The organism is Virgibacillus sp. Bac330 (assembly GCF_003667845.1).
GTDB lineage: Bacteria > Bacillota > Bacilli > Bacillales > Amphibacillaceae > Virgibacillus > Virgibacillus chiguensis.
Window position 1 is genome coordinate 1,776,327 of sequence record NZ_CP033048.1, and the last position, 15,514, is coordinate 1,791,840.

Annotated in this window: 11 protein-coding genes; 2 read left to right on the forward strand and 9 right to left on the reverse strand. The window is 32.9% G+C overall.

The genetic code is table 11. The annotated features are described in order from the left end of the window. Window positions 1-13 precede the first annotated feature (13 nt). The 3 genes from D9780_RS08335 to D9780_RS08345 form a co-directional block, all read right to left on the reverse strand. On the reverse strand, window positions 14-5,578 hold the full coding sequence (locus D9780_RS08335; protein ID WP_121639837.1) for an SDR family NAD(P)-dependent oxidoreductase: 5,565 nt from the start codon (window positions 5,576-5,578) through the stop codon (window positions 14-16). A gap of 21 nt (window positions 5,579-5,599) precedes the next feature. After that, window positions 5,600-6,361, reverse strand: a complete 762-nt coding sequence (locus D9780_RS08340) for a thioesterase II family protein (RefSeq protein WP_121639838.1) — start codon at window positions 6,359-6,361, stop codon at window positions 5,600-5,602. A gap of 252 nt (window positions 6,362-6,613) precedes the next feature. Next, entirely contained in the window at window positions 6,614-6,829 is a 216-nt protein-coding gene (locus D9780_RS08345; RefSeq protein WP_121639839.1) for a hypothetical protein, read from the reverse strand. 858 nt (window positions 6,830-7,687) lie between these two features. Between D9780_RS08345 and D9780_RS21645 the strand changes: the two genes are divergently transcribed. Continuing rightward, complete coding sequence (locus D9780_RS21645) at window positions 7,688-7,861, forward strand: hypothetical protein (protein WP_371413715.1); 174 nt, start codon at window positions 7,688-7,690, stop codon at window positions 7,859-7,861. A gap of 403 nt (window positions 7,862-8,264) precedes the next feature. Here the strand turns inward: D9780_RS21645 and D9780_RS08360 are convergent, their stop codons facing one another. The 5 genes from D9780_RS08360 to D9780_RS08380 all read right to left on the reverse strand — a co-directional run bounded on the left by D9780_RS08360 (window position 8,265) and on the right by D9780_RS08380 (window position 14,012). Next, complete coding sequence (locus tag D9780_RS08360) at window positions 8,265-9,842, reverse strand: IS66 family transposase (protein ID WP_121641461.1); 1,578 nt, start codon at window positions 9,840-9,842, stop codon at window positions 8,265-8,267. Window positions 9,843-9,909: 67 nt separating this feature from the next. Next, window positions 9,910-10,260, reverse strand: a complete 351-nt coding sequence (gene tnpB, locus D9780_RS08365; RefSeq protein WP_162985763.1) for an IS66 family insertion sequence element accessory protein TnpB — start codon at window positions 10,258-10,260, stop codon at window positions 9,910-9,912. Between the two features lie 8 nt (window positions 10,261-10,268). Then, window positions 10,269-10,604: an IS66 family insertion sequence element accessory protein TnpA gene (locus D9780_RS08370; protein ID WP_121639840.1), complete on the reverse strand. Its 336-nt coding sequence runs from the start codon at window positions 10,602-10,604 to the stop codon at window positions 10,269-10,271. A 785-nt stretch (window positions 10,605-11,389) separates the two neighbouring features. Further along, the gene (locus D9780_RS08375) at window positions 11,390-11,992 is read right to left on the reverse strand and encodes a response regulator transcription factor (protein WP_121639841.1); all 603 of its coding nucleotides are present in this window, start codon (window positions 11,990-11,992) and stop codon (window positions 11,390-11,392) included. Between the two features lie 4 nt (window positions 11,993-11,996). Next, a complete protein-coding gene (locus D9780_RS08380) occupies window positions 11,997-14,012 on the reverse strand; it encodes a sensor histidine kinase (RefSeq protein ID WP_121639842.1) in 2,016 nt (671 codons plus the stop codon). Window positions 14,013-14,060: 48 nt separating this feature from the next. On the opposite strand from D9780_RS08380, the gene D9780_RS08385 reads away from it, so the two are divergent. Beyond that, window positions 14,061-14,252, forward strand: coding sequence for a hypothetical protein (locus tag D9780_RS08385; protein WP_121639843.1), 192 nt, complete (start codon window positions 14,061-14,063; stop codon window positions 14,250-14,252). On the opposite strand, the gene D9780_RS08390 is transcribed toward D9780_RS08385, so the two are convergent. Continuing rightward, window positions 14,221-15,144, reverse strand: a complete 924-nt coding sequence (locus D9780_RS08390) for a polyprenyl synthetase family protein (RefSeq protein ID WP_121639844.1) — start codon at window positions 15,142-15,144, stop codon at window positions 14,221-14,223. The genes D9780_RS08385 and D9780_RS08390 overlap by 32 nt on opposite strands. Between the last annotated feature and the right edge of the window lie 370 nt (window positions 15,145-15,514).

Sequence of the window (15,514 nt, forward strand, 5' to 3'; positions counted from 1 at the left end):
GTTTCTTCTCCCGTTAGAATTTCGTAATCTCCAACTGCTTGTTTATAATCATTCGCAATATGAGTTCTAAGCTCTTAAAGTGTTCGCTCCAGCGCTGAATCGTTTCTTCATAAAACAAGCTTGTATCATATTCAAATTTAACAGATAACTTATTATCCACTTCAAGCACTTGTGTAATGAAATCAAACTTAGACGTATCACTATCCAAAATATCCAAATTCCATTCAGCATTCTCATCCTTGATTGTTTCTATATGGGCATTTTGAACGACGAATAACGTCTGGAAAATTGGATTTTTCCCTAACTCTCTTTCAACTTCCAGCTCATCGATCATTTCATCAAAAGGAACATCTTGATGATCGTACATTTTCAATGTTTTATCTTTCACTTGTTCTATGAGCAAGTCAAATGACATATCACTTTTAACATTTAGCCGAATAGGCATGGAATTTACAAAGAAACCGATCATTTCCTCTAGTTCTGCCTGATTTCTGTTAGCAATGAGTGTTCCAATAATCATGTCTTCTTGATTAGAGTATCGATGCATTAAAGACGAAAAGGCACTCATTAACAACATATATAAAGTACAATTTTTTTCTTTGCAGATTGCTTTCAATTTGCTCGTCACTTCTTGATCAATCTCAAAAATGAGTCTTTTACCTTTATTTTGAATCTCGCCCGTTCTTTTTAAATCTAACGGTAACTCTAATGTCGGCGGTGCATCTTTCAACTCTTCCTTCCAATATTGAAGCTGTTTTTCATATTCTGGGCTTTTCATAAATTGATGTTGCCAGGTTGCGAAATTAGAATATTGCATTGTTAATACCGGCAATTTACTCCGTCCTGTTGTAAGAATATCAGAATAAATCGCTGAAAGATCTTGAAGCAGAACTCCCATTGACCAGCCATCTGATGCGATATGATGAATCGAAATAAGAAGAATCGTTTCGTTAGAGCCGATCGTAATAATCGTCGCTCTAATTGGTATTTCCTGATCGATATGAATCACTTTATTAGCTTCTTCGATATATAATTTTTCCAGAGCATCAGCTTGTTCCACTTCATTCATTTCTGCAAGATTAACTTCTTCTATTGACAAATTAAAAGAGTCATCAATAAATTGACAAAATTGGTCATTTTTTTCTCCAAATCTTGTTCTTAATGATTCATGCCGTTCAACTAGCTGATAAATAGCCATTTTCAAGCATGGCAACAGAATGGTTCCAGAAATATTAATAGCCACAGTGTTGTTATAATATGGTGAGTCAGGATTCATTTTATAAAGAACCCACTGTCTTTTTTGAGGTGCCGATAAAATTTCGATATTCCCTTTTACGACTGACTCTTCATTACTAATCTTAATAGATGTATTCGTTGGAACTTGTTGTTGATTCGTTTTGTATTGATTTTTAAAGAATTTAGCTTGTTGTTCAATTGTAATTAATTTAAAAATATCTTGGTTTTTAATTGGTACATTGAATGCTGATTTTAATATTGAAATGAGTTGGATAATTTTAATCGAATCTCCACCCAAGTTAAAGAAGTGATCTGTTACACCAAAATCAATATTTTTTAAGACTTTCTTCCAAGCATCATAGACTTTTTGTTCATACTCATTTCTGGGGTTGATAATTTTAGTTGCACCAAGTAAAACATCCATCCGATCTGATAAAAGAGTTTTATCTACTAAACCATTTTTATCTAAAGGTAAATGATTAACAAATCGGAAGTTGATAGTAACTCCATTAAATTCTTCTAAACGATCGATAGATTTTTTAATGAATGATATAAATTCTTCTTCTTTATTTAAAACATTCCGATATGTTGTAAAAACTTGAATTTCTTGCTGAGGATTTTCATTATCTAAGAGAAGTTCCCGCATAGACTTCTTTGTTTGATCAAGTCCTACATATACATATGGTTTTTTGAATTTCAATGTCATCAAAAAGCTATTTTGACCTTGCTCTTTTAAAATATTCTTAAAACCTTTTTCTTCTAGCACATCTTTAACAACTAGATCTTTGCCCATTCCAATTTCATCCCATTGGCTCCAGGAAATACAGTATGTTGGAATATTTAACTGTTCGTTCATATATCTGCTTAAATGGGCATTGAATTCACTTGCACTACAGTATGCAGAAACTGTCATACCTGGCAATAAAGATCTTGCTGTTGATGTCGTAACATAAATAGCATCCTTACGGTCTTCAATAACTTTTGCTAATACATACGTTCCATAAACCTTGGCATCATAAACAGCCAAAAGCTCTTCTATATCTTGGTTTTCTACTAATTGTTCTGTAATTCCCCCAGCTAAATGAATAATGCCATTTAAAGTTTTTCCAAATTTATTTTCATAATGTTCAATGATATGATTTACTTCTTTATCATTTGTAAGATTACATGGTTCATAAAAAATTTTACTACCATTTTTCTCTAAAACCTTCAAATCATCATATGCTTTATACTTTTCACTATTTATGTCTTCGACAATATTTGTTCGCCCTGTTAGAACAATTTTCGCACGGAAATGATCCATTAAGGTTTCTGCAATATTTACTCCGATACCACCCAATCCACCAGTAATCAAATAGAAACCATTCTCGACAAGTGATGTCTCATTTTCAATACTCTCGTAAATGTCTAAGTTCTGAACAGAAAGTTTATGTCGTTTATTTTCACGATAAACAACTTGTTTTAATTTATCTATAGTATTCAGTTCAGTCTTAATTATTTCCGTTAATAAACCTGCTGAAGCATCATCTATGTCAATATGCTTAATTTTATGTCCTTCATCAGCAGCAGATTTCACAAACCCTGATACAGTAGATATAGCATAATTATGATTAATATTTTCTATAGCTAATGTATTTTTAGTCATCACAAGGAAACGGTCAATTGCAACATTGATCATTCCAAGTGTCTGAATCACATTTTGTATACTTACAACAGTTTTATATTGAGCATCTTCTAAGCTTTCAATCGAGCCTATTTCATATATTTCACAACCAGTTAAATGAACGATATCAATCTGTTCTTGATTTTCACACCACTTTTTCAGGGCTGATTCATATGAATTCTTGTCATAGACATTAATATATTCAATATTTAAATATTCATTCGTTTGGTTATAGTTACTGTTTTCATCTATTAAAAAGACAATTTGCCTTAATTGATGACGATAAACATCTATTAATTGAGTCATTAATTCAACATCATTAACCAAGATAACTCTAAAATTGTTTGTACGATTTTCTTCAATCGCGTTACATGGTACTAATTTTTCCTCATAAAACCATTGTGGTAGTGTATTAGCATTCAATAGTTCCTTATCTATTTTCGTTAATAAATCACGAAACAGTCCTTGCTTATAAGCATCTACAAGCTCTGTAAGACTGCTTGTTTCGAGGTAAGTTATACAGGAAATAGGTATAATTGTACTTTGCTTGTAATTAAACTTATTGACGACTTGTTCTTGAATTTTCTTCAACACTAATATATTAAAATGAAAATCTTTTAATCCTGTTTTAAAGAAAATAATAGGTTCAAAACTATCCATCCCTATCGAGTTCACTTTCCAGATTAGATAAAGTTTTTGAACTCCTTCAATATCTGTAAGTGTTTGATTCATTTGTTTGGACAAATTTTGGTTTTCTTTATATTCTTCAGAGATTATGCCTGTCCTTGCTAAATCAGCTTGATCAGAAATTATTAAAGCATCTAATTTTCTGTTAGATTCATTTAAAACTATCGCCACATCACTAATATCAAATTTTTCGGAAACCTCTGTCTTTACTCTATCTAACTGATTTATAACATCAGTTAAGATCTCATGATTGGCAAACTTACCGTCAATATATAATTGTCCTAATTTCGATCTTTGTATCTTTTCAAGATTAGTTTTAGGGATATCATCTTTTTTAACAGGAATGATGTGATCAATTTTTAAATTAAGCCTTACTAAAACATGATTTTTAATTTCATTTATTAATTTCTCTTTATCTTGATCATCATTCTGAGGTACAATAAAAGCAATTACTTTTTCTAGTTGTTTATCTGGGTCAGTAACAGCGCAGACAGCTGTAAAAGACTTTTCAACCCTTCTATCTTCTTCTATAATCGCTTCTACCTCTACATTATTATAGTTCAAGCCGTTCACAATAATAACATCTTTTTCACGACCAGTTAAAGTAACCTTATCATTACGAATAAAACCTAAATCTCCTGTTATAAACCAACCATCTTCTGTGAAGCTTTCCTTATTTGCTTCTTTATTTTTGAAATAACCTTGTGTTACAGGCTCTCCTTTGATTAACACGCGACCAATTGTTTCTTTGGGTAATGTTTTATTGTTTTGATCAACAATTTTTATAGAACATCCTGGGATAGGCATGCCAATTTCCGTCACAACATTTGCATTTTCTACTGAATTTGTAATGACATGTTCGTTCAGATTTTTTGAAACCAATTGAACACCTGAAAATTCTTTTTCATCAAATTCTAAATTGTATAAAACCCCAGAACATGTTTCACTCATCCCCCATACTGGATGCATAACATCCGACTTCAACCCATATATTTTAAGACTCTTTAGAAAACTTTTAGCACTTTTAGCGTGAACCATTTCCCCAGAGTTAATTAAAGAGTTGACACAGGAAAGGTTCCATTCTCCTGGTGTATGTTCGATCATTTCTTCAATTAAAACAAAAGCAAAGTGCGGTGCCCAAGAAGAATTTACGCGATACTTGTCGATTAAATCTAACCAACGCAAAGGATTAGACAAGATATACTCTGTTTCAACTAGCACTTGCGTACTTCCTAACATAACTCCTCTAACATGTCCCATTAATACACCACCAGCATGTTCAAGAGGCATCCAGTTAAGCAAAACATCTTTTTGACTATTATTTAATTGAATTTGACCAAATTCTCTTAGCACTGCAGCTTTATGGGTTTGAAGAACTCCTTTAGGAACCCCGGTGCTACCTGATGTAAAAAACATCATTGCAGTATCCTCTGGCTGTGTCTCATAAATATTAGTTTCTGTTATTGACCCGTCTAAGGTATCGATATTAATCAAGCAGTTCACATCAATACCGATTTTTTCAGCAAAACGGACATATTGGTCATAAATTTCATCACTAACTACGATTTTGGATTTATCAGTCATTTTCCAAATATTTAATATTGTTATACTGTTAATATCTGTAATGTCATCTAGATCCTTCGGCAAATTGGCCAAAATCGGGATGATGCCTCCATACATACTCGCCCAAAACATATGGATAAAGTCCTTAGGCGTACCACACTGAAAAATAACTTTCTCTTGTGGATGAACCTTTCTTCTAGATAGTCCGTTAAGCATTTTTAAGGAATTGATTTTGATCTCGTTATAATTCGTAGAACTAACCTGACCTTTAACATTGTAGAAATAAACACTTTCTTCTCCATTTTGTTTCAAATTTTCTTCAAACGTTTTTACTAAAGTTAAAGAATTAGGATCATGCATTTTAATATCGCCACCAGAAACATACGCTTGTTCCACTTTTACATTTGCTTCATCATAAATTTTTTTCATATTTTTTATTATATAAACGTGTCAAAAACGTTTATATTTACACACTCCCTTCAAAATTATTGCGTCATCAAAGTTTTTTTTAGCAATCTCATAAATACAATGATTCAGTTCTTCCAAATGATCTTCCATATAAAAATGACCACCAGAATAATATTTAAATTGACAACTAGCAGAAGAATAGTTATTCCACAAATCAATATTTTCTGGGTTATAAAAATCCTCTTTCCCATTTAAAATCGTAATTGGGGATTGTAAACACTTATTTTTATCGCTAGTATCAAGTGTTTCAATTATCCTAAAATCATTACGAATAATTGGTAAAATCATATCTAAGACATCTTGGTCATGAAGATAATTCTCATCTATTCCGCCATAGCTTTTGATTTCATGCAAAAACTCTTGATTATTTAGATGAGAAATTTTCCTTTTATTTTCCCCCCAAACAATTGGCGCCTCTCTTCCTGAGAGAAATACATGTGCTGCCTTCACTCCTAATTTTCTTTCAAGCATGCTCTCTAATCGGAATGCAACATAGGCCCCCATGCTATGTCCAAAAAGCATATAGCTGTCCTTTGTTGACAGAATATTTGTAACCATTCCATACACATCATTCATCATTTCGTTAAAATCTGAATAAAATGGCTCTTCAAGTCTTGCTCCACGTCCTTTTAATTCCAATGGATATAAATCAATCATTGTATCGTCTAAATCTCGAAACCATTTATAGTATACACTTGCACTTGCACCCGCATGAGGAATGCAGAACAGCTTAAATTTATTCATGTCCAATTCTCCCTCTAAAAAACATCTACCTAAAAAACAAACTTGTTAGTTTTGGTTATTTTGGATTTCTTACTTCTTCAACATATGTCTCGTTATACATTATTGAACTATGTATCATAGTATACAAACTGTTATCTGTTTTTCTCCCCCTGTTAGAAATTGGGGCATAGTTCTCCATTCGTTTACGCTCATTCCAAATTCACTATAAAGTATTTTTTCTTGGACAATGAGGGTTGATAACGGTATTTTAGATTATTGCAAATTTAAGGTGATAATTAATGTAACGCTAATGAACACAAGTATAAACATTATTTTTATAAATAAGGTTAAATCTCCTTTATCGGTGAATTTACAGACACGGACGAAATGGAATGATTGATATTGAACCATCTGTAAATGTATAAAAGTCTTTTCCGTATTATTTTCATATGTTTTTACTTTGACATCTACTGCATTTCCAAAATCCATAAACTACTAAGTGTCCTCTTCAAGTTTTTGTCCTAAGTTGTTTTGTAACCATATTATTTTCTCTTTCCCTAACACTCTTTAAATATTTTGTTTACAGTTAGCACCTCTATTTAATCATTTTAAAAATTCCGATGTCACTATAAATATTTTCATTTCTAAACTCACCCTCATACTATCACAATCCTTCACAGTATTTTCCGCAAAAAAACCCTAAGTTTTTCAACGGAAAAATTAGGGCAATCCCTATTATTCAACGTAATATTTAGGGATCACCCTAAAAAAGTGGTTACGGCCATTGTAATGTACCAATAATGACATCTTTTTTACCACTTAATACCACAGATTATACCAGTCGATGTCAAACAAGCTGTTAACCACACAATACCTCCTGTATAATTAATGGGCACACTCAAATATGTGACATTTTTTATAGAAGGTATTTTGCATGATCTATTACCAGAATATTCCGGAACTACGAGATAAGGGTGTTAGCTTTAGAGGCTTTGCTGCAAGCACAGGAAACTCCTGTCAATGAGTAACTGAGACTATTCATTTGGCGGTAAAGAAAGGATTGGTGTGTCCCTTAGATGAAGAAATGACTGATCAGTGGATTGATGAGTTCCTTTTCCCTGAAAAAACCTTGGAAGTGTCGGGGCTGCAAGCACTGGACTTAGATTATATCCATAAGGAATTAGCGAAGCCTAATGTAACACTCCAACTTCTTCATCATGAATGAATATGAAATAGATTGTAGAGCTAATAAAATGATCCCATATTCTTATAGAAGTTTACGGTATTATAGTCGTTACGCAGAAAAGTATAAAGCAACTTTGCGCATTTAGAAAACTAGGGGAAATCATGGAGGTTGATTGGGCAGGATCATCAGCTTTTATCATTGATCGGGATACTGGAGAAAAGATTAAGGCTTATGTTTTTGTCACTACACTATCGTGCAATTATGGAAGCTATCTAACAAGTTTATCCATGCGTAAGCTTTGTGATGAGCAAGGAAGCACTTTACTGGGGTATTGATGAAGATACACGTGATCGTTTACGTTCAAAGCTTATGCAAGGCTATTCTAGCTTTCAAGATTTGATGAAATAATGGTTAGGTTTTCCCTTTCATTAATCATAATTTGATCTTTGACAAAGAAAGCAACACTGTGCAGCATAAACAAAAAATCAGATATGTTCTACTGATGATGAGCTACTTGATTCATAAGTGTGACTTTCACTAGTAGTGAGTGCGGGAATCTATGAATCTAAAGCAATCGTGGTGAATTGATGGCTATAACTTATCAGTTAGGATAATTATACTCCCCTATCATTATGGTTCGAGCGTTAAAAGCGTAGCAAGCTATGAGTAGGGCTGCAAGATATACGTAAGCGTAAAACAGCCCGCACCTATTATGTAGATGTGGGCCTATGTTAAGATTTACTTAGATTTCGTAGGAACACGACACTCTTGAGGCAGCGTGGTTGACCACGGTAAGAGTTGGGTTAGTTGTTCCCTATCTGTTGTATCTATATTGGGAAGTCGTTCAAATAAGTAGCTAAGATAATGGAATGGATTTAATCCGCTTTCCTTCGCTGTTTCCACTATGCTATAAACAATGGCACTGGATGTAGCTCCTTTGGCGGTATTACTAAACAGCCAAGCTTTTCTTCCGATCACAAAAGGCTTGATCGACCGCTCTGCGCAGTTGTTGTCTATCTCCAATCTTCCATCCTTTAAAAATCCTTCTAAGCGATCCCATTGTTTACGGCAATAGGTAACAGCTTTGCCTAGTTTACTCTTCGGAAGAACACGCGGCGTTTGCTGTTTTAGCCATGCTGAAAAAGCATCCAGCACGGGCTGACTGCGCTCCAAACGTTGTTCATAACGTTCCTGTGGGCTAACGCTCTTTAGGTCGCGTTCGATATCGAATAATTGATTACAAAAGTCTAAGCCTTCTTTCGCTTTTACCGCTGTAGTGGTCGAAGATTCGGGAAGCGATTGTAATGCTTCTGTGAATTTACGACGTGCATGCGCCCAGCAACCAATCAGTACGACATTCTTTATTCCATTATAACCAGGGTAACCGTCTACTGTTAAGTAGCCCTGATATCCCTGTAGGAATCGTCGTGGATGTTTGGATGCTCTTGTTTGCTGGTACTCATACAAAATGATTGGCACATCCGTATGGCCAGAGCGATACAGCCACATATACGAATTGGAAGTAGCTTTTCTACCTGGTTCAGATAAAACTTGTACAACTGTTTCATCTGCATGTATGGTATCCAATTCTAATAGGGCGGTATGCATCTCTTTGTAAATGAGTGTAAGCCAAGTGGTCGCACCATATATGACCCAATTAGCTAGTGTTTGACGTGGAATAAAGACGCCAAATCGTTCGAATTGCTTCTCTTGGCGATACAACGGCATTCCTTCCACGTATTTTTGCGTCATCGTATAGGCCATGGCGGAAGGAGAGGCTAAACTCCCCGGAAACACAGACGCTGGCATTTTAGCTGTTTGAATAGGCGTTTGTATCTCATGTTGTTCACAATGGCGACAGCTATAGACGTACTGGACATGTTCCACCACTTTCACCTGCGCAGGAATAACCTTTAATTCTTTACGCACTTGCGTGCTCATTTCATGCAGTTCACCAGCGCAACACGAACACACCTGTTCCTCAGCAGGTAAACGGTATTCTACCGTTTCCGTAGGCAGGTTGTCTAATTGCTCCTTGCGTTGCCCTTTTTGCTTCTTGCGTTTATATGTAATCGTCTCCACCGTAGGCTCTTCATGGTTGGAATCCGAAGTGTCCTCTACCTCGTTAAAAAGAGACAGTTGGTCAGAATTGGTCTTCTCGCTAGAAGAGCCGAATTTTTGTTGTTGAAGCAATCTAAATTGTTCTTCATACCATTTTAATTTTGCTTCTAGCTCTTCTTCTTCCAACTCTAGCTTTTCGTTGAGCTCTTGATAATATTCCATTGTGTTCTTGTTTGTTTCCGCTGTTTTATCCATAAAATTAGTATACGAAAAAGAACCCGACTTGCCTAGTAAAATTCCCGTATTTCTATATTTCAATTTTTTATAGAATCGTGCGCGCTAGTACTTCTCTGTGTGCTTGGTGCTGGTTCATTGACATACCATCCAACAACCAGCGAAATTGACGTGGGCTAATAGATATAGGCGTTAAGTCTTTATCGGATGGCCATTGAAATGTTCCTTTTTCAAGCCGACGATAATACAGCCAAAATCCGTTGACTTCCCATTGCAGTATTTTTAACTTATCACGCTTTCGGTTACAAAATACAAACAGGCAAGGAGAAAAAGGGTCTAAATCGAAGCATTCTATCACAATGGCAGCAAGTCCATCAATCGATTTACGCATATCTGTGCTACCGCAAGCTAAATACACTTTTTCAAATGGCATATTCATGAACGTGATTACTTCCCTAAAACATGAATAATATCCGAGAGTAAGTTCATATCCGTTCCTGATCGCACTTCAATGGAGGTAGAACCAACGTGAATAAAGATTGGTTCTTTCTCGTGAGGTGGTACAAGTGGAGAATCACCCATTTGAACGGTTAGCCATTGTGTTTCCCTGGATGCGCTTTTCTTGATGGAAGTTTTTCCGTGCTCACGAAATTGTTGCACCCAATAATACATCTGATGCGTTTTAATTTCTTTCCGCCGGCACCATGCAGATATACTTTGTCCGCTTTCTTTCCAGGCATCATACCGCGCTTTCCATTCTATTCGCTTGTCTTTTAGGGTCATCGCATAACCTCCTAATTTATTTTCTAAGAAGATTATCACATAGATGCCCTGTGATTGTTATGTGTATTTTATTTTACGCTTACAGATATACTTGCGGGGGTAAAATTCCCGTGGTGCCTTTCATATAGTAGACAAACGGCATTCGTTTTTTTATAAAAGTATTTGAGAAGTATGAGTTTAAGTGGAGTTAATAGACTAAATTGCCAATTGCTTGAATAAAGATAATCTAGATTTTAGGGGACTACACCATAATTTAAATATACCTTCAAAATGAACCTATCAGTGAGGCAATATAAGCTATTATAAATACTAATAACGGTTCTTTGTAAAAAATCTACAGCTACTACTTGAAACAAAAATGATTAAAGGTCGCTGCATTCATTTCTAAGACTAAAAAAATATTAACCTAGATTCCCGCTATTTATAACTAATTGATATACATTTCGTAACTATAACCTTCGTATAGGCTGACAAATCAATTTTTATCTACAATGGTGCATTTTTTTATATTCCCTTTCCTTGTTTTACTTTTCAAAGTGTAACGACTCGTAAATTAATAAAGACAGTTGGCGCAAAAGAAATTCATAAGGTTTTCATCGTTACACATTTAGGGAATGCAGAATATTAAATTAGTTGTAATTGAAAAGCTCAGGTAGTGATGCGATTTAAAAAATATTGTATTTAATCAGACATACTCTCTTCTGAGAGAAATAATTTAATTAATTATTGGTATGAAATAATTAATAATTTTATTTTTCTAAAAACATTAATTGGCTTTTACTACCCTAAAAGTCCAATAATTTTAAATCAGTTGCTTTCTTAACTGCTTCACTTCTAGTACTCACATCTAATTTTCTATATATTTTTGTTAAACGATACTCAATAGATCGGTCAGCAAGAAAAAGTTTTTCAGCGATTTCTTTATTCCTTAATCCTTCTGAAATATACTTTAAAATTTTTAATTCTCTTTCTGTAAATCCTTTTTTATTTGTATTTACTTTCTGTTTTTGAAAAATAGATAGTGGTACAATCGTGTTCCCTATTAATACAGCATGAATTAGCGAGACTAATTCTGAAGTAGTGGTGGTTTTACTAATCACTCCACTAATACCAATGTCAGTAAATAGATGAAGACTTTCTTGATTAGCAAAACCTGTATATAGAATTATTTTCCTTTCTTTATCCTTTTCTAATAATTTTTCTGCTAATTCTATCCCTGACATGTCTGGCATATGAATATCAATTATATAAAGATCAAACTTCGTGTCTAACTCTAACACTTTAGAAGCTGTTGACAAATAATGAACCGAAAATTTCTCTTCCTCAAGTATGCTTTTAGTACCTTCCCCTACTAAATAATGATCATCAACAAGAAGTATGTTTATCATATTATCACCTCGGTATCGTTATATAAATTTGAACATTTTTTGGTGTGCTTGTAGCAAATTCGATGTCACCATTCACACTCTTGATTCGCTCGATTATACTTCGAAGTCCAATTTGATCATTGTGCATTACATCTTCTAGATGGAAGCCTTTACCATCATCTATATAGTCAATATATATATGTTTATCCGCTTCCCATACATATAGTGACACACGTTCAGCACTTGAATGTTTTATAACATTATTTGTCAATTCTTCTATTACCCGATATATTGCTATAGATTTTTCATATGAATCAAGTTTTTCTGTTACTACCTCTATTTCAAAGTCTAGATAAAACGGAGCTCTTTGTTGAAGTTGATTAAATAACTCATTTAATGAGAAAGACAAACCATTATTTGTTAATGTGTTAGGTAGTAGTTCTATACATGTCTGCCTCGTTTTATCGATAATATGTTTTAGCTTATCACGTATATCTGAAATTTCGGGACAATTATGTGATGCAAGTTTATCTAATTTTTGATAAACAAATATTTGATCTTGTAAAATAGTATCATGAATGTCTCCTGCTAATCTCTTTCTTTCCGTTTCAGCAAAATGAAATAGAAACCTTGACAAAGGACTAGAAGTTTGTTCTTTACCTTCAAAAATTTGCTCTACACATTTTTCATTCATCATAATGTTTTCAAAGGTTAATCGAATATACGAAACAAAGGTAATAAGCCAAGACTTATCACTTATATTGAAACCAACTTGATTATCAGCTTGCTTTCTAATCCATAAATAATGAACAACATTAGATTGCTTCGATAGAAAAAGACCAAGATAATTTTGATATTCAATTAATGTATGATTTGTTTCTTTCAACACTAGTTGGAATGGAATATCTTTAAAGTCAGAATTTCCTAGTAAATAGTTACTTTTTACCTTTTTTGTTTCAATATCATATTTAATAATCGTTACATCTACCATTTTCAATTGATTATTTATTTTTTGGGCAACAAAAATCTCTAAGTCTTTAAATGTCATAATATTTGTCAAGTCTTTAACTAACTGCTCAATAAACTGAATGGAATTATTTTTATCCTGAAACAAAGAGTTTCGAAAATAATAATCTAATTCCTCTTTTATAAATAGAAAGACTGTGCAAACTAAGAATATAATAACGAATACCTGGATTGAATTCAATATATTCAAAACTGGATTAATCCAGATTAAAATAATGGTGATAATAAATGTTGGAACCATGGCTAAACTACCATAATAGATTGTTCGATTAAAAATAAAGGTAAGATCTAAAAGTTTTTTTGAGAGAATTAAATATGTATAACCTATTGGTAAGAAAAAAAAGAACCATGCTGCAGTATAAGCATTTAACCATATGCTATCAAATAATAAAGGTAAGGCATGTAAAAAAATAAAAGGTCCTAATGCTACCATTGGAATTAATAGCATCCATATTAAAAATCGCTGGTGACCTTTCTTATTGAATATTAATAATTGAGTAATTTTCAATAATGGCATAATAATATTTAAGAAAAAGTAAAGAATATAGATAACTTTTGCAAGAAATTGCATTTCTCCGGTAAAATATGCAAAAAGGCTAAAACTCATAACAGCAAACATTAGTGATTGATTTAACTTTTCTGTTTTAACTTGTCTTCCACGAATCATTCTTTTATTGAACAATATTTCAGTTATAAATCTATTGAAATACCAACCACTTAGTTGAAAAGAAATAGTGAATATAAATATAGCCATATAGATGCCAATAGCTTGTCCAAATGCTGTAAAATAAGCTAGTGATCCAGTTAATAAAAAATAAATTAAGTAATGACTGGATTTTTTCCTACTCTGTGTGTATATAATATATGTGAAGATAGAAATGATTGCTGAAAATAAAAGTGGTAAATATATAGAATTCCAGAAAACCTTATTTTGTTCAATGATTAAAAACAGAAAATAAATGTGGAACATATAAAAGAGAATTTTGATTAGTCTATATTTCTTCTTTTTCAGCATTCTTCTTTTTCTCCTTGCAATGATTTTTTTATAAGGGAGGTGAATAACATGATAATGCACATTTTTCAACAACAGTTACGTAAAGAAGCAATAAATCATAAATCAACTTTCCAGCGCATTCAAAAACACCAAGAGATTAATCTATCACTTTCTTCCGAAGAAGTTAACCTAATTAAAGATTCAATTAATAATAAAAATAAACAGCATATTAATTCGGCTCCTCCTGTTGTGTGGCAATAATGCTTAATAGTAAATCTGTATTTTCCTGAGATAAATTCAACTGATTGACAATCTTTTTATACTTATGCATAAATACTTTTTCTACGGTTGAACAATAAAGTAACGCATCCCCTTTCATCAAATCTTGATGGACTTTTATAACATCAAGATTTGATGAATTATTTAAATAATAATTTTGAATAGACTCATATGCCCTATCGTCCGTATTTAAATAATATATAACAGGAAGTGTTCTTTTTTTAAAAAATAAATCACTTTTTATAAATCCATTTCTCATATCTGATATATCGTTTCTCAATTGGAAAATAACCCCTAAATACTTAGAGTATTCATCTATTTTCTCCCTTAATTTTCTTCGTATATTTCCAGCACCAAGAAAACATGCTAAAGAAATTAAAGAACCTGATTTCAAAAAGCACATTTGCAAATAATCTGATTCACTCATTAACTGATTCTTTAAGTCTATATGTTGTCCATTAATAGATTGTAATAATGGACTATATACATTTTTTTGTATCCATTTTTTATCCACATTACTTCCTACTCCCTCTATTTCTTTCATGGAGATTAGTAGGATACCAATAATGATATTTAGATTAAACGCATCTTCAACATCGCTCCATGGAGTATCTTTTGCGTCTTTATCTTGCATATCGTCCATAATATCGGATGCGAGGATAATTAATTCAATAATAGTCATAGCCTTTACTTCTTCTATTTTATCTTTATTTTCTCTAAAAGCCCAAAAATGAGCTTGTGTTATTTTCGCAAAATAAACAGATTCATTAAATTTATATTCTATATATTGAATTGTATCTCTTCTTAAACTATCCTCAAGAAAGTCATTTTCTATAAATGTCTTTGCCATATTTATTAATTGATCTTTAAGCATAGTCCCTTCCCCCTTCTTAGCAAATTCTAGTCTAACTCGATGGTATTGTTGTTATTATATCGGTATTAGCTTTACTGGTTCTTGCTCTACAACAATGGATCAAATTTATGTCATTAGTGAGTCAAAACATGGCAAGCAAAAGTGTATGCTTGTTTCTTATCGATATTCTTTGTTCTAAGTTTTCACAATATGGAGAGCCAAAAGTCTTTGAATATACACTAACATAAATTCGTATTTTATAATATCAAATAAGTTACATAAATTCACACGCATCTGAATGAATTTCATAATTCCTAGCCCTTACTGGACAAGACTTTCAAGACACAAAAAAGGAAGTACCTCCCCAAATCCTGTATAATGGTAGTTGTTA